Origin of the sequence: Fundidesulfovibrio putealis DSM 16056, from assembly GCF_000429325.1 — a bacterium.
Lineage (GTDB): Bacteria > Desulfobacterota > Desulfovibrionia > Desulfovibrionales > Desulfovibrionaceae > Fundidesulfovibrio > Fundidesulfovibrio putealis.
This window is the reverse complement of sequence record NZ_AUBQ01000006.1, coordinates 285,168-305,236: the sequence shown is the minus strand read 5'-3', so window position 1 is coordinate 305,236 and position 20,069 is coordinate 285,168. Positions and strand designations below refer to the sequence as shown.

General features: G+C 61.6%; 15 protein-coding genes. 9 read left to right on the top strand and 6 right to left on the bottom strand.

Translation table 11 applies throughout. From position 1 onward, the window contains the following. Positions 1–137: 137 nt before the first annotated feature. Positions 138–8,675: a GH36-type glycosyl hydrolase domain-containing protein gene (locus G453_RS0108725; RefSeq protein ID WP_205620057.1), complete on the top strand. Its 8,538-nt coding sequence runs from the start codon at positions 138–140 to the stop codon at positions 8,673–8,675. A gap of 444 nt (positions 8,676–9,119) precedes the next feature. Here the strand turns inward: G453_RS0108725 and G453_RS23120 are convergent, their stop codons facing one another. After that, entirely contained in the window at positions 9,120–10,181 is a 1,062-nt protein-coding gene (locus G453_RS23120; RefSeq protein WP_051272075.1) for a lipid A deacylase LpxR family protein, read from the bottom strand. Between the two features lie 184 nt (positions 10,182–10,365). Here G453_RS23120 and G453_RS29110 point away from each other — a divergent pair, with 184 nt between their 5' ends. Then, positions 10,366–10,662: a hypothetical protein gene (locus G453_RS29110; protein ID WP_156920855.1), complete on the top strand. Its 297-nt coding sequence runs from the start codon at positions 10,366–10,368 to the stop codon at positions 10,660–10,662. Here G453_RS29110 and G453_RS0108710 read toward each other — a convergent pair. From G453_RS0108710 to G453_RS23115, 5 genes are all read right to left on the bottom strand, one after another. Beyond that, entirely contained in the window at positions 10,646–11,029 is a 384-nt protein-coding gene (locus tag G453_RS0108710; RefSeq protein ID WP_027190751.1) for a hypothetical protein, read from the bottom strand. The genes G453_RS29110 and G453_RS0108710 overlap by 17 nt on opposite strands. A gap of 83 nt (positions 11,030–11,112) precedes the next feature. After that, a complete protein-coding gene (locus G453_RS0108705) occupies positions 11,113–11,334 on the bottom strand; it encodes a hypothetical protein (RefSeq protein ID WP_027190750.1) in 222 nt (73 codons plus the stop codon). Positions 11,335–11,408: 74 nt separating this feature from the next. After that, on the bottom strand, positions 11,409–11,588 hold the full coding sequence (locus G453_RS0108700; protein ID WP_027190749.1) for a CsbD family protein: 180 nt from the start codon (positions 11,586–11,588) through the stop codon (positions 11,409–11,411). An 87-nt stretch (positions 11,589–11,675) separates the two neighbouring features. Beyond that, the gene (locus G453_RS27120; protein ID WP_084502189.1) at positions 11,676–11,834 is read right to left on the bottom strand and encodes a DUF3309 family protein; all 159 of its coding nucleotides are present in this window, start codon (positions 11,832–11,834) and stop codon (positions 11,676–11,678) included. A gap of 1,051 nt (positions 11,835–12,885) precedes the next feature. Beyond that, positions 12,886–13,215 carry a PilZ domain-containing protein gene (locus tag G453_RS23115; RefSeq protein ID WP_051272071.1) on the bottom strand — a complete coding sequence of 110 codons (330 nt, stop codon included), beginning with the start codon at positions 13,213–13,215 and terminating at the stop codon, positions 12,886–12,888. Positions 13,216–13,697: 482 nt separating this feature from the next. On the opposite strand from G453_RS23115, the gene G453_RS0108690 reads away from it, so the two are divergent. The 7 genes from G453_RS0108690 to G453_RS0108660 all read left to right on the top strand — a co-directional run bounded on the left by G453_RS0108690 (position 13,698) and on the right by G453_RS0108660 (position 19,865). Continuing rightward, positions 13,698–14,237, top strand: a complete 540-nt coding sequence (locus tag G453_RS0108690) for a type 1 glutamine amidotransferase domain-containing protein (protein ID WP_027190748.1) — start codon at positions 13,698–13,700, stop codon at positions 14,235–14,237. A 318-nt stretch (positions 14,238–14,555) separates the two neighbouring features. Continuing rightward, on the top strand, positions 14,556–15,503 hold the full coding sequence (locus tag G453_RS0108685) for a sugar-binding transcriptional regulator (protein ID WP_043645045.1): 948 nt from the start codon (positions 14,556–14,558) through the stop codon (positions 15,501–15,503). Between the two features lie 184 nt (positions 15,504–15,687). Beyond that, entirely contained in the window at positions 15,688–16,689 is a 1,002-nt protein-coding gene (gene phnD / locus G453_RS0108680) for a phosphate/phosphite/phosphonate ABC transporter substrate-binding protein (protein ID WP_027190746.1), read from the top strand. Positions 16,690–16,696: 7 nt separating this feature from the next. Then, on the top strand, positions 16,697–17,491 hold the full coding sequence (gene phnC, locus G453_RS0108675) for a phosphonate ABC transporter ATP-binding protein (protein ID WP_027190745.1): 795 nt from the start codon (positions 16,697–16,699) through the stop codon (positions 17,489–17,491). Beyond that, on the top strand, positions 17,488–18,276 hold the full coding sequence (gene phnE / locus G453_RS0108670) for a phosphonate ABC transporter, permease protein PhnE (protein ID WP_027190744.1): 789 nt from the start codon (positions 17,488–17,490) through the stop codon (positions 18,274–18,276). Before phnC ends, phnE (G453_RS0108670) begins: the two co-directional genes overlap by 4 nt. Further along, positions 18,269–19,066, top strand: a complete 798-nt coding sequence (gene phnE / locus G453_RS0108665; protein ID WP_027190743.1) for a phosphonate ABC transporter, permease protein PhnE — start codon at positions 18,269–18,271, stop codon at positions 19,064–19,066. The genes phnE (G453_RS0108670) and phnE (G453_RS0108665) overlap by 8 nt, the downstream gene beginning before the upstream one ends. Positions 19,067–19,073: 7 nt before the next feature. Then, on the top strand, positions 19,074–19,865 hold the full coding sequence (locus G453_RS0108660) for an HAD-IIB family hydrolase (RefSeq protein WP_027190742.1): 792 nt from the start codon (positions 19,074–19,076) through the stop codon (positions 19,863–19,865). Positions 19,866–20,069 lie beyond the last annotated feature (204 nt).

Below are 20,069 nucleotides of genomic sequence, written 5' to 3'. Positions count from 1 at the left end.
ATTACGAGGATACTACCATAGTAATCAACGCGTTTGCACTCACGGCACGCACGCGTACCGCGCTACGGGGCGACCAGGATACTGAGCTGCTGCGCTCGGAATTGTTCAGCATAAAGCAACTGGAGCGCCACGCTGTCATGCTGGCCGTCCAGCATCGAATCGACCCAAAGCCTGGACCGGACAAGCTGTTGCCACGGCTGGCGGACAACGCCCGCGTCCTGTTGGCGGCCTATGACGTCGTGACGGCGTCGGCCACGCAGGGCCAGCGGATCGTCCCTGCGGAAGTCTGGCTCCTGGACAATTTCTATCTCATCGAACAGCAGATCGTCATGGCCCGCCGCCATCTGCCGCGCGGGTACAGCAGGCAGCTGCCCCGCCTGGCCGACGGAGCATCAGCCGGTTTCCCGCGCATCTACGAGCTGGCCCTGGAGCTGATTTCGCACATGGATGGCCGCGTCGACAGCGACAACGCCCACCAGTTCATAGCCGCTTACCAGACCGTTGAACCGTTGAGGCTGGGCGAACTCTGGGCGTTCCCCATCATGCTGCAGCTTGCGTTGTTGGAAAATATCCGGCGTGTCGGCGTTCGCATAGCGCGCAGGCGCGAAGAGAGGGATGCGGCCATCCTCTGGGCAGACCGCATGCTCGCGACCGCAGAGCTCGAGCCGAAACAACTTATCCAACAACTGGCCAAATTCGCCAACGCGGACGTTCCCCTGACTGCCCCCTTCGTGGAAGAGTTCTATGCACGGCTTCAAGCCCAGGGCTCCGCCATGGCCTTTGTGCAGACCTGGGTCGAGCAGAAGCTGCGGGAACAGGGGGTCACGGCGACCCAGTTGTCGGAAGCAGCCGGAAGGACGGCTGCCGCCAACCAGATCGCCATTGCCAACAGCATCAGCAGCCTGCGCTTCATCGGCGCGATGGACTGGCGCGATTACGTCGAGTCGCAAAGCGTGGTCGAGCGGACACTGCGCGAGGACCCGGCCGGAATGCATGCCCTTCAGGATTTTTCCACCCGCGACCGATACCGCCACGTGATCGAGGAAGTGGCCAAGGGCAGCCCCAGGAGCGAACCGGAGGTGGCGCGTGAAACGCTCAGCCTCGCCAAGGCCGCTGCCCAGGCGTTTGGAACCGGGAATCGAACCGCGCACGTCGGGTACTACCTGGTCGACCAGGGCCACCACGTGCTGGAAAGGGCGGTAGGCTTCCGCCCCACTTTGAAATCGCGCCTTCGCGCAACGAGCCGACAACTCCGGCTGGCCGTCTACCTCGGCTCCATCCTGGTGCTCACGGCAATGGCAGCGTCGGTCGTGCTCGCCAGCATCTCCGTGCCCGGTCCGGATGACTGGAGGTACTGGCTGCTGGCGGTGGCTGGCGTGCTCGGGGTCTCCACGCTGGCCGTCTCCCTGGTGAACCTGCTGGTCACACTTTTCCTGCCTCCGCGCGGCTTGCCGCGCATGGATTTTTCAAAGGGAATCCCATCTGCGCACCGCACCATGGTGATAGTCCCCACCCTGCTCAGCACGCCGCAGGAAATCGATGATCTTCTCGAAGCCCTGGAGATCCGATACCTTGGGAACCGCGACCGCAATCTGTTCTTTGCCTTGCTGACGGATTACCGTGACGCCCCCGAGCGCACCCTCCCCGGAGATGAAGAGCTGCTGTCGCACGCCCGCGCGGCCGTGCAGGCGCTCAACGAGACCTACCGGGACGACCGCCCCTGCGTCTTTTACCTGTTCCACCGGCCACGGGTCTGGAATCCGTACGAACAGGTCTGGATGGGCTTTGAGCGCAAGCGCGGCAAGCTGGAGCAGTTCAACTCCGTGCTGCGCGGCGGCGACGTCGCCGCATTCTCCGACATCGTCGGAGACCTGGGCGTCCTTGGCTCGATCAAGTACGTCATCACCCTGGACACGGACACGCAACTGCCGCGCGACACGGCGCGCACGCTCATCGGCAACATCGCCCACCCTCTCAACAGGCCGGTGTACGACGCCGCGAAGGGGCGCATCGTCGACGGGTACGCCATCCTGCAACCCCGCGCGTCCATCAGCCTGACCAGCGCGGGGCATTCGCTGTTCACCAAGTTGTTCGCGGGCGAGTCCGGCATCGACCCCTATTCGCGCGAAGTGTCCGACGTCTATCAGGATCTCTTCGGAGAAGGATCGTTCATCGGCAAGGGCATCTATGATGTGGACGCCTTCCGCCAGGCCGTGGACGGGCGCTTTCCCGAGAACCTCATCCTCAGCCACGACCTGCTGGAGAGCGGCTATGCCCGCTCCGCCCTGGTGACCGATGTGGACCTTATCGAGGAGCATCCCGCCAGTTACGCAATCGAGACGAGCCGACGCCACAGGTGGATCCGTGGCGACTGGCAACTGGCCGGGTGGCTGCTCCCGAGCGTTCTTGGACCGCCGGGGCCGGATGGAACGAAATCAAGGCGGCAGCCCAATCCCCTCACCGCCCTGTCGGTCTGGAAAATTTTCGACAACATCCGGCGCAGCCTTGTGCCGCCGTCGCTGTTCGCCCTGCTGGCGGGCGGCTGGCTGCTCGGGCCGGGGTCGCCGTGGTTCTGGACCCTGCTGGTGGCGGGCGTGGTGTTCCTGCCCGACCTGTTGCGGGCCGTCATAGAACTCGTCCGCAAACCGGACGACCGCAACTGGCTGGTGCACACGGCGCTTGCGGGCAGATCAGCCGGTCGTCCTTTGGCGCTCGCCCTGCTGACGCTCACCTTCCTGCCGTACGACGCGCTCATCTGCGTGGACGCGATCCTGCGCTCGGGCCTTCGGATGCTGTTCACCCGGCGCGGTTTGCTGCTGTGGCACATGCCCAGCTATGCCCGGCGCAACGCGCGCCGGACGCTGGCGGCGTTCTGCGTTGAGATGTGGGCCGCACCGCTTCTGGCATCGGCGCTGGGCTTCGCGGTGTGGACCCTCCACCCTGCGGGCTTGATCTCCTGCGCGCCGGTGCTGCTCCTGTGGCTGCTCTCTCCCGCCGTGGGCTGGTGGATCAGCCTCCCACTCCTGCCGCCTGCGCAAGATCTGACAGAGGAACAGCGGAAATTCCTGCGGGCGTCCGCCAGGAGAACGTGGCGCTTCTTCGCGGAGTTCGTGGGGCCGCAGGACAACTGGCTCCCGCCCGACAACTTCCAGGAGTATCCATCTGCGGTCATCGCCTCGCGCACCTCGCCAACGAACATGGGCATGTCCCTGCTGTCTGCATTGGCCGCCTACGATTTCGGTTATATCCCCGCCGGAGAATTTCTGCGGCTGGCGGGCAACACCATGTCCACCATGGAGAAGCTGGAGCGCTATCGCGGCCATTTCTACAACTGGTACGACACCCGCACGCTGACTCCGCTTCGCCCGCAGTATGTCTCCTCGGTGGACAGCGGCAACCTGGCGGGAAGCCTGCTCACGTTGCAGGCGGGCCTTGCCGAGCTGAAAGACCATCCGGTGCTCTCCCCGCGCGCGTTCCACGGGCTTCAGGATACCGTGCAGGTGCTCTCCGAATGCGCGCCCGCCTCACGCATCCCCGAACTCGCGAAGAAGATCAGGCTGCTTCAGGACACCCTGCAAGCCCTCACGCGCGACGGGCTGCCGCGAACGCTGGCCGCTGTCGGCATCGCCCTGGCCGAGATTCGCCGCCATGGCGAGGGGCTTGCCTCGTCGCTGCCGCCAACAGCACTCGACGACGAACTGAATTTCTGGGCGAACGCGTTCGTCCAGCAGGCCCGCATGATTGAGGACGACATCAGGACGCTGGTCGCTGACACGCACACGGCGGGCGACATTCCAGGACTGGCGGAGCTGGCCCAGGGCGTGATCGACCCCATGCAGCCAGCCGGGTTTGCATCACAGCGTGCAGCCGCGCTGGAGCGCCTGGCGATCATCGACGACATGATGGAGCGTTGCCGGGAACTGGCCGCAATGGATTTTGAATTTCTCTACGACACGTCGCGCGACCTGCTTACCATCGGCTACGACGTGGGCGAACGCCGCCGCGACCCCTCCTGCTACGACCTGCTGGCGTCGGAGGCACGCCTGACGAGCTTCCTGCTCATCGCCCAGGGGCAGATCCCGCAAAAGCACTGGTTCTCGCTGGGGAGGCTTCTCACCAGCCATGGCCGCGACGTGAGCCTCATCTCCTGGAGCGGCTCCATGTTCGAGTACCTCATGCCGCAACTCGTCATGCCCAGCTACGAGAGCACCCTGCTGGAGCAGACCTGCAAGGCTGCGGTGTCCCGCCAGATCGAGTATGGCCGCCAGCGCGGCGTTCCCTGGGGAATATCCGAATCCTGCTACAACGCCACCGACGTGCACCACGTCTATCAGTACCGGGCCTTCGGCGTCCCCGGGCTCGGCTTCAAGCGAGGCCTGGGGGACGATCTGGTGATCGCGCCCTACGCCAGCGCGCTGGCCCTCATGGTGCTGCCCAGGGAGGCCTGCCGCAATCTGCAAACGCTGGCGAGCAGCGAATTCCAGGGCGCGTACGGCTTCTACGAAGCCGTGGACTACACGCCCTCGCGCGTGCTGCGCGGCAAGAGCCACGCAGTGGTGCGGGCGTTCATGGCGCACCATCAGGGCATGAGCCTCCTGGCTTTCGAGCATGTCCTTCTGGGCCAGCCCATGCAACGCCGCTTCATGGCCTCCCCCCAGGTGCGGGCCACGGATCTGCTGTTGCAGGAACGCGTGCCCAAGAAGGGGGCGACGCTCCACCCGCACGCAGCGGAAGTGAGCGCCTCCGCGCGCCCGGCCGCAGCGGAAGCGGACGCGATCATGCGCGCCTTCACAGACCCCAACACGCCGATGCCGGAAGTGCACCTGCTGTCCAACGGCAGGTACCACGTGATGACGACCAATGCGGGCGGCGGCTACAGCCGCTGGCACGATCTGGCCGTAACCCGCTGGCGCGAGGACGCCACCACGGATTGCTGGGGCGCCTTCATCTACCTGCGCGACACCGACACAGGCCGTTACTGGTCCACCGCGCATCAGCCGACGCTGCGCAAGGCCGATCACTACGAGGCGACCTTCGTGCAGGGGCGGGCCGAATACCGCAGGCGCGACCAGGCCATCGAAACCCACACGGAGATCAGCGTGTCTCCGGAAGACGATGTGGAAATCCGCCGCGTCACGCTCACAAACATGTCCTCGCGCACCCGCCGCATCGAGGTCACCAGCTACGCCGAGGTCGTGATGGCCCCCCTCAATGCCGACCTCTCCCATCGCGCCTTCAGCAACCTGTTCGTGCAGACCGAGATCCTGCCAGACCGTCAGGCCATCCTCTGCACCCGGCGTCCCCGCACGCCGGGAGAGCAGCTGCCGCTCATGTTCCACCTGCTGGCGGCGCCCGGCGCGACCGCAGGCGAGCCGTCCTTCGAGACCGACCGCGCAAGGTTCATCGGGCGGGGCCGCAGCGCCGCCAATCCGGCAGCGCTGGATGACGGCTCACCGGCAATGCTCTCCAACACCGGCGGTTCCGTGCTTGATCCCATCGTGGCGATCCGGCGCATCATCACCCTTGCGCCCGATGAATCGGCCAGCGTGCAGATCATTTCCGGCGTGGCCGGCACGCGCGACGCGGCCCTGACAGTGCTCGAAAAGTATGCCGACCGGCACTTCGTCGAACGCGCGTTTGAAATGGCCTGGTTCCAGAGCCAGGAAGTGCTGCGCCATCTGGGAGCGACCGAAGCCGACGCGCAGGTCTTTGGCCGTCTGGCGACTTCCGTCATTTACGGCAGCCCCACGCGCCGCGCCGCGCCAAGCGTCATCGCGCGAAACCAGCTCGGTCAGGCCGGACTATGGCGGTTTGCCATCTCCGGCGACCTGCCCATCGTTCTTCTGCGCATAAGCGACCTGAACCGCATCGGGCTGGTCAAGGAGGTGCTGCAAGCACACGCCTATTGGCGGATGAAAGGCCTGAGCTCGGACCTGATCATCCTGAACGAGGACTTTACCAGTTACCGCGCGGTTCTGCAGGACCAGATCATGGGTTTCATCAACGCGGGACCGGAGGCGCAGGTTCTCGACAAACCGGGCGGGGTCTTCGTGCGCCGCGCGGAGGAGCTCTCGGAAGAGGACCGCGTCCTGTTCCAGACCGTGGCCCGCGTCGTGCTGACAGACTCCACGGAATCCCTGTCCGAACAGGTGGAACGCCGCGTCCTGGCAGACCGGGCGCCGAAGAGGCTTGATCCCACGCTCCGACGGCCCCCCGACCCTGTCCACCCGCTGCACGCGCGCGAGCGCATCTTCTGCAACGGCCTGGGCGGCTTCACGCCGGACGGACGCGAGTACGTCATCACCATGGAGCCCGGCCAGACGACGCCCGCTCCATGGGCCAACGTCATCGCCAGCCCGCACATCGGCACGGTGGTCAGCGAAAGCGGGAGCGCATACACCTGGGTGGAAAACGCCCACGAGTTCCGCCTGACCACCTGGCATAACGATCCGCTCTCCGACACGAGCGCTGAAGCATTCTACATCCGCGACGAAACCACCGGCGCGTTCTGGTCGCCAAGCCCCCTGCCCGCCCGTGGCCGGTCCGGCTACGTGTGCAGGCACGGATTCGGCTACAGCGTCTTCGAGCATTACGAATCCGGCATCTCCTCTGAAATGCATACATACGTGGCCATGGATGCGCCGGTGAAGTTCGTGGTGGTCAAGCTGCGCAACCACTCCAAGCGGTCCCGCCGGTTGTCGCTGACCGGATACTGGGAGCTGGTTCTCGGCGAATGGCGGCACGCCAACCTGATGCACGTGGTCACCGAAACGGACCCGCACAGCGGGGCCATGTTCGCGCGCAACGCCTATGGCCGCGAATGCGCCCACCGGGTCGTCTTCGCCCATGTCAGCGAGCTCGCGCGCTCCATGACCGGGAGCAGGACCGAATTCATCGGCCGCAACGGGTCGCTGAACAACCCGGCGGCCATGAGCCGCAGGCGGCTTTCGGGGAAAACGGGCGCGAGCCTCGACCCCTGCGCCGCCATCCAGGCCCGGATCGAACTGGCCGAAGGCCAGGAGCGCGAGATCGTGTTCATATTCGGAGCGGCGCGCCACACGGACGAGGCCCAGCACTTCATCCAGCGCTTCTCCGGACCTGCCGGCGCGCGACAGGCCCTGGAGGAAGTCTGGAGCCACTGGAACCGCACGCTGGGCGCGGTTCACGTGGAGACGCCGGACGCGGCGCTCAACGTGATGGCCAACGGCTGGCTGGTCTACCAGACGCTCTCGTGCAGGGTCTGGGGGCGCAGCGGCTACTACCAGTCCGGCGGGGCCTACGGATTCCGGGATCAGTTGCAGGACACCATGGCGCTCGTCCACGCAACGCCTTGGCTCGCCCGGGAACAGCTGATCCGGTGCGCGGAGCGCCAGTTCCTCCAGGGAGACGTGCAGCACTGGTGGCATCCGCCGGGCGGCCAGGGCGTCCGGACGCATTTCTCCGACGATTATCTTTGGCTCGCCTACGCCACCTGCCGTTACGTGCTGGCCACTGGCGATACGGGGGTGCTCGACGAACAGGTGCATTTCCTGGAAGGCCGCGAGCTCGACCCCAATGAGGAAGCGTACTACGACCAGCCGCAACGCTCGACAGAGGCGGCAAGCCTCTATGAGCACTGCGTGCGGGCGCTTCGGCACGGGTTGCGCTTCGGCGACCACCATCTGCCCCTGATGGGCTGCGGCGACTGGAACGACGGCATGAACCTCGTCGGTCATGAAGGCAAGGGCGAGAGCGTCTGGCTGGCCTGGTTCCTCTACGAGAATCTTCAGCTCTTCGCAGGTCTTGCCCGCGAGAGGGGCGACGAGATTTTTGCCGAAACATTCAGCCGGCATGCGTCTCTCTTGCGCAACAACATCGAGGCAAACGCCTGGGATGGAGGCTGGTACCGCCGGGCCTACTTCGACGACGGCTCCCCCTTGGGTTCTGCCGAGAATGAAGAGTGCCAGATAGATTCGATCAGCCAGAGCTGGGCGGTCATTTCAGGCGGAGGCGATCCCCTGCGCGCCCGTCAGGCCATGGACGCAGTGGATGCGCGCCTGGTGCGGCGCGACGCGAAACTCATCCAGCTGCTCGCGCCGCCCTTCGACAAATCCGACATCGAACCCGGCTACATCAAGGGTTACGTGCCTGGCGTACGCGAGAACGGCGGCCAGTACACCCACGCCGCGATATGGGCGACCACCGCCTTCGCCATGATGGGCGACAAGAAGCGCGCCTGGGAGCTGTTTGACATGCTAAGCCCCGTCAATCACGGCAGCACGGCGGAGGACATCGAGCGCTACAAGGTTGAGCCGTACGTGATGTGCGCGGATATTTACGGCGCGGCCCCGCACACCAGCCGGGGCGGCTGGACCTGGTACACCGGAGCCTCCGGCTGGATGTACCGCCTGAGCGTGGAGACGCTGCTCGGGCTGCACCTGGAAGTGGACAGCCTGCGCATCGCGCCGTGCATGCCGGACCATTGGGATTCGTACAGATTGCATTACCGTTTCCGTGAGACTTTCTACCATATCACGGTACGGCGCGTGGACGGGAAGGCGGACCGCGTGATTCGCGTCACGGTTGACGGTGCAGTGACAGAGGATGCCGGGCCTGCGCGCATGGAGCAGATCTCCGGACGAATTCGCCTTGTCGACGATCACCAGGACCACCACGTCGAAGTGCAAATGGCCTGACAGCCTGTTGAAAAATCCTCGCTGACTGCGTTGCATGGAAAAAGCCAAACCCTCACGCATGTCAAATACGCATCGGGCTTGACTATTTCCTGCTCCTTGTCAGCGAGTTATTTGAACAGGCTGCAAGAATCGACTTTCGGGGCGGGCTGCTGAAATGAATGACGGCCGCAGCGGCACTCCAGTGTGTCGCTGCGGCCGTCATCTGGCAGGGAGCGGCCCGCGCGCGCACCCTGGTCTTGGGTGGGGCTCTCGGGGCCGTCCGCACAGCCACGAGCCTGCCACACCAAAACAGCCTATTCTCTTACTGAAGTTCCTGCCGAGGCTTGAACGAGGCGAGACATTCGCGCATCGATGTTGAGAAACAGGAACATGCCTCAACAACAAAACAAGTTTTCTTTAAGCGTACGTCTGCAGACGGTACAAACGCATCATGAAACCGTCGCACTAGAACGTCACCGCCAGGCTCACAGACCCGAGCATTTGCGGCCCGGACTGTTTCTCGAACTCCTGCGTCCTGTACACGTGGGTGTAGGTCAACTTGGCCCGGCCCAGCACCAGTCCCACCCCCGCCATGAGATCGGCCACGAAAGGCTTCTTCGTCACGCTCGGGCTGTTCTGCCAGGTGTTGCCGTCCAGGAATATGTTCCTGGCCACCGCCCTGCCCTCGGCGCCGACGAAAATGTGCACTCCGAAATCGGTGTCCTGGCGCAGACGCGGATCAGCCGGGCTTGCGGGCGCGCTCACGCCGCCGCCGGGCTGGATGAGCGAGGTGCCGAAATCCCAGGGCAGCCGGTACCCGAAGCGCGTCTCGAATCCTACCGCCCCTTGTGTCACAACGTTTCCCACCGTGGCCCGCACGTGTGGCAGGAAGTCCCAGGCAAAATCATGGCCCAGGTCTGCGCGCAGGGACCGCAAGGTGCGCTGCCAGGAGAGCATGACGCCCGGCTCGTCGTTGATCTGGTGGTCCCAACCTTCTACACGTTTCATACCCATGAGGGCGTGGTAGTTGTTCTGGGTCTCGGCTGCCCTGGATGACGGGCCGACAATGCCGATGCTCGTTTCGAAGGTATCGAGCTGCGTGCTGGTCTTGGCGTGCAGCGCCAGGGATACATAGGTCCAACCGGCATACGGGCGATCGTTGGGCAATGGCGTCTTCAGGCTTGTGTTGCGCGGGACGTACATGTTCTGGCCCAGCGCGAGCGCAACATTGTACTGCTGGTCAGGTTCGTTCACGAAAGGGAGGATGCGAAGGTAAGGTAACAGGAACGAAGGGAGCCGTTTGTCCTCAGCATAGTGCTTGAGATCGCCGGAAATCCAATTGAACTTGATCCCGTTGGTATATTGTTCGTCGGTTCCTGCGAAGAAGTCATTCTCTTCTGTGATGATGAAAGTGGAAGCGGGTCCGACTGCCTGGTCCGGTTCGGTCCCGGACACAGACGGGGGCGTGGCAAGAAGCGCCAGGGCCGTGCAGAGCAGGACAAATGACGTGATATGTCTGAATCGCATGAGGGAGGGCCTTCTCTGTCTCAGTTCCGGTTTGTGCTTGAAGAGGTAAGGGAGAAGACCCTGACCAGACGGAGTTGAAAATGGACACACCTATTAAAGCTCACCTTAAGATGAGCGAGGCAATACTGCATACAGATCAGCAACGTTGCGGAAGGGGCGATTGCATGGTCCGTCGTGGATCGCCATGGCCGAACAGGATCACTTCGGACCAGACATATCGTGCTGCATGCTACTCCTGCTGATTCCCGTAAAGCCCTCCGGCAACAGCGCCCAAACCGCCGCCAACCAGAGCGCCAACTCCAAGGGAGCCGCCGCTCAGGGCGCTAATCCCAAGACCGGCCCCAGCGCCGACGACTCCACCGGACACAGCACCCTGCTGGGTGCGGGTCATGTTTGTACAAGCGGAAAACGCCAAAAGCAGAACAAACAGCATCAGGAAGCATATACGTTGCATGACTTCGTCCTTAATTCTTCAAGTTAGGCACAATTATTTCATGCCAAATTACTGAGAACACATTTCTATCACTCTTGGTTGGGTTACTCTTGTAATAGGCGTCTATCCGCGTGACCATTTCAGTCCAGCTGACGTCACGAAGGGCATCGACCCACGCCTTGACGAACTTCGATGGTTGCTCTGAATGTTTTTCCCTGAGATGATACTCGAGAACAACCGCACTTCCTGCTCCGAATAGAAAAGCTATTTTTTCCTGTTCAGTTGACCGCATCCACACCACTCCATCAACATCAGGAGTCGGATGCGATTTGATTTCCTGGGCAGAACTCACAGCAACACTGGCCAATGCGATCGCCACAAGAAAGCATGGGAATAAATAGAAGCGCGCAGCCATAATCATCTCCTTCAAAATCCAATTGACTCGACAAGTATGCATCGTGCAGATCAACCTCCAAGCACGTCATGAATCAGCACGTATCAGCCGCGCCTTTTCCCAATGACCAGCAAGATGACTCCTCCGGCCAACGCGATGATTCCGACAACAGGAGGCAGGGGAAATGTCTTCGTGGTCTCGGAGGTCACTTCCAGTGGACCAAGATCGACGACTTTCTCTTTGGTTGTATAGGTAAACCCTTGATATCCAAGGGCAGCGATGCCAAGCACAATGAGTGCGACGGCAATGATCGTGGTTGTTCTCATAAAGCCTGCTGCGGTTAGGATTGCAAAATGATCATCAGGACTGCACGCTGGCGATAGCCCGCCGACGTTGCCGCCTACTTGCCCAGAACTTTCTTGATCTCGCCGACTTTGGATTGAATCTTCCCGCCGAGATTCTCTCCCTTGCCTTCAGCTTCCATCTTGACATCTGAGGTCACCACGCCAACGACTTCCTTGGCCTTCCCCTTAACCTGGTGCAACGTTCCTTCAACACTGTCTTTCGTGCTTGACTTCATGACATACTCCGTAGTTACAACGTTGACATTCCATCGGCGCGAGCCAAAAATGAGTAAACTTATGACCTCTTAGAGAGATATGCCGCTTTAAATCTTACCCAGCAGAAACAGAATCAACAAAACAACGAGAATTGTTCCCACCAAACCGCTCGGACCATATCCCCACGGACGACTATGTGACCACACCGGAAGCACACCAAGAAGTGCGAGCACAAGAATAACTATCAGAATTGTACCTAATGACATTCCAATTCTCCTTGATTATAAACTTATTTCAACGCAAAAACTATCGACACATCCACCGATTCCCGGGATCGCCCGCAATCATCCATGAGGTTCCCTGAGGGCGGCAACGCCAGAGCAATCGCAGGCTTATGAACCACCATGCACCACAGACGATCATGAACACTATGCTGTTTACAATTAGCATGCCGTCACAACGACCAGCACAATACCCATGACATAATTGATTAATTCTGTATAAAACCCAAGAGCCACCCATAATTCTCGCACTATGAGAACCATAAAGTGAGACGTTCTCTCTTGATGACAGCAAAACTCACCCCGCAATCTCCCAACCAATCAATACGCCAAGTAACAAAACCTCGAAATCGCCGATGCAATGTACATATTGAACACTGCTATCGAACCACGGATAATACGACACGAACAACCGTTCCCCCTGGAACGGTTGCAGGCAAATTTCTCTCTCACGGGAGTTTCCATGCCGGGGAAGCGATCTTGGGGGTTGCGATGATGAAGGAGGCCCGGAAACAGGTTTCCGCAAGACGCGGGTATACATTGGGGGAGTGATTTCCCTTGCCTTGAGGCACCCCCGCATGGACAGCCTTGGAGATCAACTTTTGGGAGAGGTTAAAAGCGGTGGACTCGCATACTGGAAGGAACAACCCGCACACGGCCGCGATTGATATTTATGTCAACTATTTCGGAAATCTTAGAAAGGACAATGCTCCATGTGCCATATCCAAACCGTACACCCAACCGTTTTCCCTGCGCGCGACCTTTCCTGTCCCCCTCGTCACAGACAATAGCGTCGACACTCCGTTCAGACGCTGGACGCCGCCGAATTCCTTCAAATACGAGAGTTTCTTGCGAGTATCTAATGGTACGTCATCAGCCACAGTCAGTTGCCCGTGCCAGTCAGACAGCCTTTTTATGAATGCTCTTGGCCTATGAACAGTTGCAGGAAGACCTCCAATGAAATTGAGCCTGTACTCGTTGACAGGCAGCCAGTCCTGAAGAGTTTCTGTGATAATTTCGCCCCCACCTGCACCGGCTAACTTGATTTCTGGTCCTTCAAGTATGGCGGCCTGTAACTTCCGATGAGTGGTTCTGCGAACGACACTCCAATGTAGTACTCATTTTGCCAGGCTACCGTATAATTCTTCCCAGCCAGGTACGGCTTGGCGTAGTATTCATTTGTTATTGTCCCCTTTCTTCCACATGTACTCTTGTCAGGGGCATCATTTAGTTTGAGCCTCGCACCACCAATGCTGATATCCATCAACATAGCCAGAAAGCATGCTCCGTCTATTTCAATTGTGTAGTCATAATATCCGGAATTATCATCCATGGAGATTCGTTCATAACGCCTACGCTCTTCCATCATTCTCTCCTGACAGATTTTTTGCGTTAAATTCATAAAGAGTACCAGGTCAATTTGAGTTGTTGTCAGGCAGACGCCTTCTGCCAGAGAGTTCGGGTATGCCTCAAGGTTGTCCGGGCATTTCCCTGACATCGTTATGCAAAATCTGTTCGTTGACACGCCGGTAAATTATTTCGGCGTGTTGGCGCAGTACAAAGCCCCTGCAAAAGCCCACTCTGTAAAGCCAGCCGACAGTCTGGCTTCAAGTTTTCCTGACAGACAAGACCTTGTTCCACAGGTTCGCGGCAGGCTTGCACGGGCGCCCTGCCGGATGAGAATGCGCTGTCAGGCTGCAAGCCGTGCGGGGCTGGAAAAAAATGGGCCTCCGGGATAGAACAATCCAGGCGCGGCTGGGCACGCACGCCTTCTCTCCCGAACCAGGCTCGAATGACCTCTTCCTGGCTCGCGCCGACAAGCCGCGAATAACGACAAGGAGTCGAACCATGGATAAACAACTTGCTGGCAAACGGGTGCTCATTCAGGTGGCGGACACCTACGAGGACCTTGAATTGTGGTACCCCAAGCTCCGCATGCAGGAAGCCGGGGCCGAGGTCGTCGTGGCTGGAATCGATCCCCTGCGCCGGGACTACAAGGGCAAAAACGGCTACCCCTGCACGGCTGACGCCACCCTGGCGGACATGAAGGCCGAGGATTTCGACGCGCTGATCATACCTGGCGGCTTCGCTCCGGACATTATCCGTCGTGACGCCAAGGCGCTCGCCCTCACCAAGGCGTTCTTCGACGCGGGCAAGCTGGTGGCTTTCATCTGCCACGCAGGCTGGGTGCCCATCTCGGCAAAAATCGTCAGGGGCTTCAGGTGCACGGCCTGCATCGCGCTGAAAGACGACCTGGAGAACGCCGGAGCCATCTGGGCCGACGCGAGCGTGGTTGTCGACCGCAACCTGATTAGCAGCCGCCGCCCGGCGGATCTGCCGGATTTCTGCGCGGCAATCATCGACTGGATGACCTCTGCGGGGAAATAGGAGTCCCACCGCGCCGGGCGGTTTCGCACCAGCCCACCTGCCCCGTGCCTCCCCTGAAGACGCCGGGACAGCCATGGGCGAATGGGCACCAGTTCTGCCGCAGGCAACATTGGTAACAGCACGCCCTTTTCGGAACCGCCTGGCAGCTCGGGCATGGCCTGCTTCCGGTACCGCGCATTCTTCGTATCTTTTGCTCGGCCTGACTTCACCCCAGGACATGAAAAACCCATCAATACCTGAACAAATGTATTTGCATTGACCGTAATGAACGTGTATTCTCCCAACCAATAAACTTTTGTGAATTTTCGGAGCAAAATTTTGGGACAGGCCGACGAAAATGAAGACCAGCTCCTCTCTCGGGTAGCCTGGCTCTATTTCAACGAAGACCTGACGCAGGCCGAGATCGGCGAGCGGTTGGGCATTACCCGTCTCAAGGTGAACAGGCTCCTGCAATCCGGCAAGGAGAAGGGGCTCATCCGGGTGGTCATCAACACTGCGTTCCGGGAGTGCGTGGACCTGGAAGGCAGGCTGGTGCGCGAATTCGGGCTGGCGCGCGCCATTGTGCTCCCCACCCCCGAAAAGGGCGGCGACAGCCTGTACCAGACCATAGGCCGCCCCGCCGGGGAGTACGTCTCCACCACCCTCCAGGACGGGCAGTCTCTGGGCGTGGGCTGGGGCAAGACCATGCGCGCGGCCATCACCGGAATCGTGGTCCGCAACTTCCGGGACCTCTCCATCACCTCGCTCTACGGCGGCGTTCCCAAAAGCCCCGTGAACCCGTTCGATTCGACCGCCATGTTCGCCCGCCAGCTCCAGGCCGAGGTCTGCAACCATCTCGCCGCCCCCATGTTCGTCTCCTCGCCCCACGTGCGCGACACCATCGCCAGCCAGGAGCTGTTCCGGACCTTCTACAAGGAGGCCCTCCAGGTGGACATGATCCTCACTGCCGTTGGCGACCTCTCCGCACAGGCCACCAACATCGCGCTCGGTGCGGTCACGCTCGAGCAGCGCGCGGAGCTGGCCAAGGTCGGGGCCGTGGGGGAATTTTTTGGCCGTTTCCTGGACGCCAACGGCGAAGTGGTCGACCATCTGGTCAACTCGTGCAGCATGTCGCCGGACTTCGAGGGGCTCTGCAAGGTCCCGCACATCGTCCTCGCCTCGGGGGGGCTGGCCAAGCTGCGCATCCTGCGGGCCGTGCTGGAGCGCGGCTACGTGCACGTTTTCGTGACGGACATGACCACTGCGGAGAACCTGCTGTTGCAATGAACCTTTCCGGAAACGGGATGGTTTCGGTCGTTGCTGTGAAGAGTGTCCAAGGTGTAGACGTTTTTTCGGTCGGTTTCTGGTCGCATGAAAGCCCTGACTCGCGGAAGGGCTTGTTGAATACGGTTGGAGACGGTCGCCTCAAGGCGATCTGAACAGGTAACGTTACAAACGAGGAGGACTGTTCATGCTCACACGTTTCGTCATGCTGACTTTGCTTGCCCTGTCGCTGTCTGTCTCCGCCGCCTTCGCGCAGACCGACTGCAAGAACCTCGGCGCGCTGGACAAGGCGTACTGCGACGAGAACAAGGACCTGGTCGCCGACGCCCCCAAGGCCGGCAAATGCCAGGACCCCGGCACGCTCGTCTTCACTTACACCCCTGTTGAGGACCCCGCCGTCTACAAGGACCTCTTCACCGACTTCCAGGAATATCTCTCCAAGGCCACCGGCAAGAAGGTGGTGTACTACTCCGTGCAGTCCAACGCCGCCGAGGTCGAGGCCATGCGCTCAGGCCGCCTGCACATCGCGGGCTTCTCCACCGGCCCCACCTGCTTCGCGGTGAACCTGGCCGGCTACGTGCCCACCTCCGTGAAGGGCTACGAGGACAAGTTCCAGGGCTACAACCTGATCGTCATCGTCAAGAAGGACAGCCCCTACCAGAAGCTTGAGGACCTGAAGGGCAAGAAGCTGGCCCACACCTCGGCCTCCTCCAACTCCGGCAACCTGGCTCCCAGGGCGCTGTTCCCCAAGCTGGGCCTCGTCCCCGACAAGGACTACACCGTGGTCTACTCCGGCAAGCACGACCAGTCCGTCATGGGCGTGGCCCACGGCGACTACGACGCCGCAGCCGTGGCCTCCGACGTGTACGACCGCATGGTCAGTGCCGGGCGCGTGGAGAAGGACTCCCTGCGGGTGATCTACCGCAGCGCCATGTTCCCCACCTCTTCCTTTGGCTACTGGAGCCAGCTCTGCCCTGAACTTGCCAAGAAGATCGTGGACGCCTTCAACTCCTACCGTTTCAACGACGCCATGAAGAAAGCCTTCGACGGCGCCGACCGCTTCTATCCCGTCACCTACGAAAAGGACTGGGCGGTCATCCGGGAGATCAACGACTCCCTGGGCATCGCCTACACCGAGGAAGGGATGAGGAAGGAAGAGGAAAAAGAAGCGGCCGCCAAAAAGAAATAAGTACTCAATGAACAGCAATCAGAATCATGGAGGGAACGGGGCCAGGCCCCGTTCCCTGTCGGTGGCGAACCTGGAGAAGGCCTACAAGCGCGGCGTGCCCGTGCTCAAGGGGATATCCTTCGAGGCGCAAGGCGCGACCACGCTGGGAATCATCGGACCGTCCGGGTCTGGAAAGAGCACGCTCCTGCGTTGTATCAACCGGCTCATCGAACCGACCGGGGGCAGCATCATCGTGGGCGGAAAGGACATCGCCAGCCTTTCCGGCACCGCCCTGCGCCATGCGCGGCGGCACATCGGCATGGTGTTCCAGGAGTACAACCTGGTGGAGCGCCTCTCGGTGATCGAGAACGTGCTGTGCGGCAGGCTGGGCTACATCTCGCCCCTGAAGGCGTGGCTCAGGAAGTATCCCCAGACGGACATCGACCGCGCCTTCGAGCTGATCGACCACGTGGGGCTGGGCGAATTCTACAACCAGCGGGCCGACAGCCTCTCCGGCGGCCAACGCCAGCGCGTGGGCATCGCCAGGGCCGTCATGCAGGACCCGGACATCATCATGGCCGATGAGCCCACCAGCTCCCTGGACCCCAAGACCTCCGTTGAGATCATGGAGCTTTTGGGCCTCTTCTCCAGAGAGCGGAACATCCCCGTGCTCATAAACATCCACGACGTGGAGCTGGCCAAGCGCTTCTGCGACAGGCTCATCGGCATATCCCAGGGAGTGGTGGTCTTTGACGGGCCGCCCAAGGATCTGACCGTGGAACACCTCAAGGCCATCTACGGTGGCGAGGACTGGCTGGCATGACCGCCACCGCCGCCATACGCACGCCCTTCAAGCCCAACTGGTGGGCCAGGCTGGGATGGCTGCTGCTCGTGGTCTATTGCTTTTACGCACTGAGCGAGCTGCAGATCACCTGGGAGCGGTTCGTCATCGGACTGGGCACCGGCGCGAAGTTCCTGTCCGAACTGTTCCCGCCCGGCATGAAACGGCTGGGCCTGCTGCTGGACAACCTCATCGAGACAGTCGAGATCGCGGTGATATCCTCGGCCTTCGGCATACTGCTCTCGCTGCCGCTGGGATTTCTCGCCGCGCGCAACCTGATGCCCGGCTGGCTCACCTGGCCGTCGCGGGCAATCATCGCGCTCAGCCGGTCCTTCCATCCGGTCATCTTCGCCATCCTCTTCGTCAAGGCGGTGGGGTTCGGGCCGCTGGCGGGCATCCTGACCCTGGTGTTCGCTTCCATCGGGTTCGTGGGCAAGCTGTTCGCGGAAGCCATCGAGGAGATTTCCCTCAAGCCGGTCGAGGCCATGAAAGCCGCCGGAGCGCCCTTCATGAGCGTGATCACCTACGGCGTGCTGCCGCAGGTGTTCAACCGCTTCATCGGGTTTTCCACCTACCAGTTCGACTCCAATCTGCGAAACTCCACCATGATCGGCGTGGTGGGCGCGGGCGGCATCGGCGGGACCCTGTTCGCGGCGTTCCAGCGCTTCGATTACGACTTCCTCTGCACCATCCTGCTCTCCATCATCGGCCTGATCATGATCGGCGAGTATCTGGCGGTCAAAATAAAGGCGGTCTTCAATGACTGATCACAGACACTGGGAGCGCTTCACCAGAGCCCAGCGCCTGGCCCGTTTCGCCGTCTACCTGGGGGCGGTGGCCCTGCTGGCCGTGTCCATGAAGACGGTGGAGGTCATCCCGGACTTCCTCTTCGACGCGCCAAAGCAGGTGGTGGACCTCCTGAACCGCATGTGGCCCGTGGATTTCGGCGCGTACCACAAGCAGGGCATCCACAAGGCGCTCATCGAGACGCTGAACATCTCCACCCTGGGCACCATCGTCGCGCTGATCATGGCCGTGCCTGTCGGCGTCATGGCGGCCAAGAACATCGTGCAGATTCCGCTGCTCAACTGGATCGCAAAGTTCATCCTGGTGTCCTCGCGCACGGTGAACACCCTGGTGTGGGCCATCCTGTTCGTCGCCGTGTTCGGGCCGGGCGCGCTGGCCGGGACCATGGCCATCGCCTTTCGGTCCATCGGCTTCTGCGGCAAGCTCCTGGGCGAGGCCCTGGAGGAGATCAAGCCCGGTCCCATCGAAGCCCTGAAAGCAGCCGGAGCGCCCTGGACCAGCATCCTCATCAAGGGATACTGGCCGCAGGTGGCCCCCGCCTTCTGGGGCATCTCGCTGTTCCGCTGGGACATCAACGTGCGCGAATCGGCGGTCATCGGACTGGTGGGCGCGGGCGGCATCGGCGTCTCCCTGGAGGACGCGCTGAACATGTTCCGCTGGACCCAGGTGTCGCTGGTGCTGGTGTGCATCTTTGCCGTGGTGGTGCTGGCCGAAGTGTTCGTGACCAAAATCCGCCAGAAACTGATCTAGTCTGGCCATGAAACCCATAGAGCATATGCAGGCGGACGTCCGGCGCGGCGTCCGCTACCTGCTGACGGACATCGACGACACCCTTACCAGCGAGGGACGCCTTCCGGCCTCGGCCTACAAGGCCCTGGAGGACCTTCGGGCCGCCGGGCTCCTGGTCGTGCCCATCACCGGGCGTCCCGCAGGGTGGTGCGACCACATCGCCCGCATGTGGCCCGTGGACGGCGTGGTGGGCGAGAACGGGGCCTTCTACTTCCGTTACGACGAGTCCGCGCGGCGCATGCATCGGCGCTACTTCAAGGACGCGCCGCAACGCCAGGCCGACGCCAAACGCCTGAAAGAGCTTGAGCGCCGCATCCTGGCCGAGGTACCCGGCGTGGCCGTGTCCGCCGACCAGGCCTACCGCGAGGCGGATCTGGCCATCGACTTCTGCGAGGATGTGCCCGCCCTCCCCATGAACGCGGCCCGGCGCGTGAAGCAAATCTTCGAACAGGCCGGAGCCCAGGCCAAGATAAGCTCCATCCACGTGAACGGCTGGTTCGGCGAGTACGACAAGCTTTCCATGACCCGGCTCTTCTTCCGCGAGGTCTTCAGGCAGGAACTGGACGAGATCAGGGAGTCCGTGGTCTTCGCCGGGGATTCCCCCAACGACGCCCCCATGTTCGCCTTCTTCCCGAACTCCGTAGGCGTGGCCAACGTCATGGACTTCGGGGCCGAGCTTGAGGCCGCGCCCGTCTGGGTAACCAGGGCCAGGGGCGGCGAGGGGTTTGCGGAGCTTGCCGCCGCCCTGCTGGCACGCTGAGCCTGGGTTTATCCTGCGCGCAATGCGGCCCGGCTCCTGCTTGCAGAGGGCCTACCAGTCCCCGCCTCTACTTCCTGAACCACGAGGGCTGATTCCTCCGGGCGCTCCTTGCAGGCAAGCCTGAACATCACGATTCCGACTCCTGGCGTAGCCCTTGCGCTCGGCTATGGCAGGGCGGCTGTTCTCCTGCCCTGCGCCCATTGG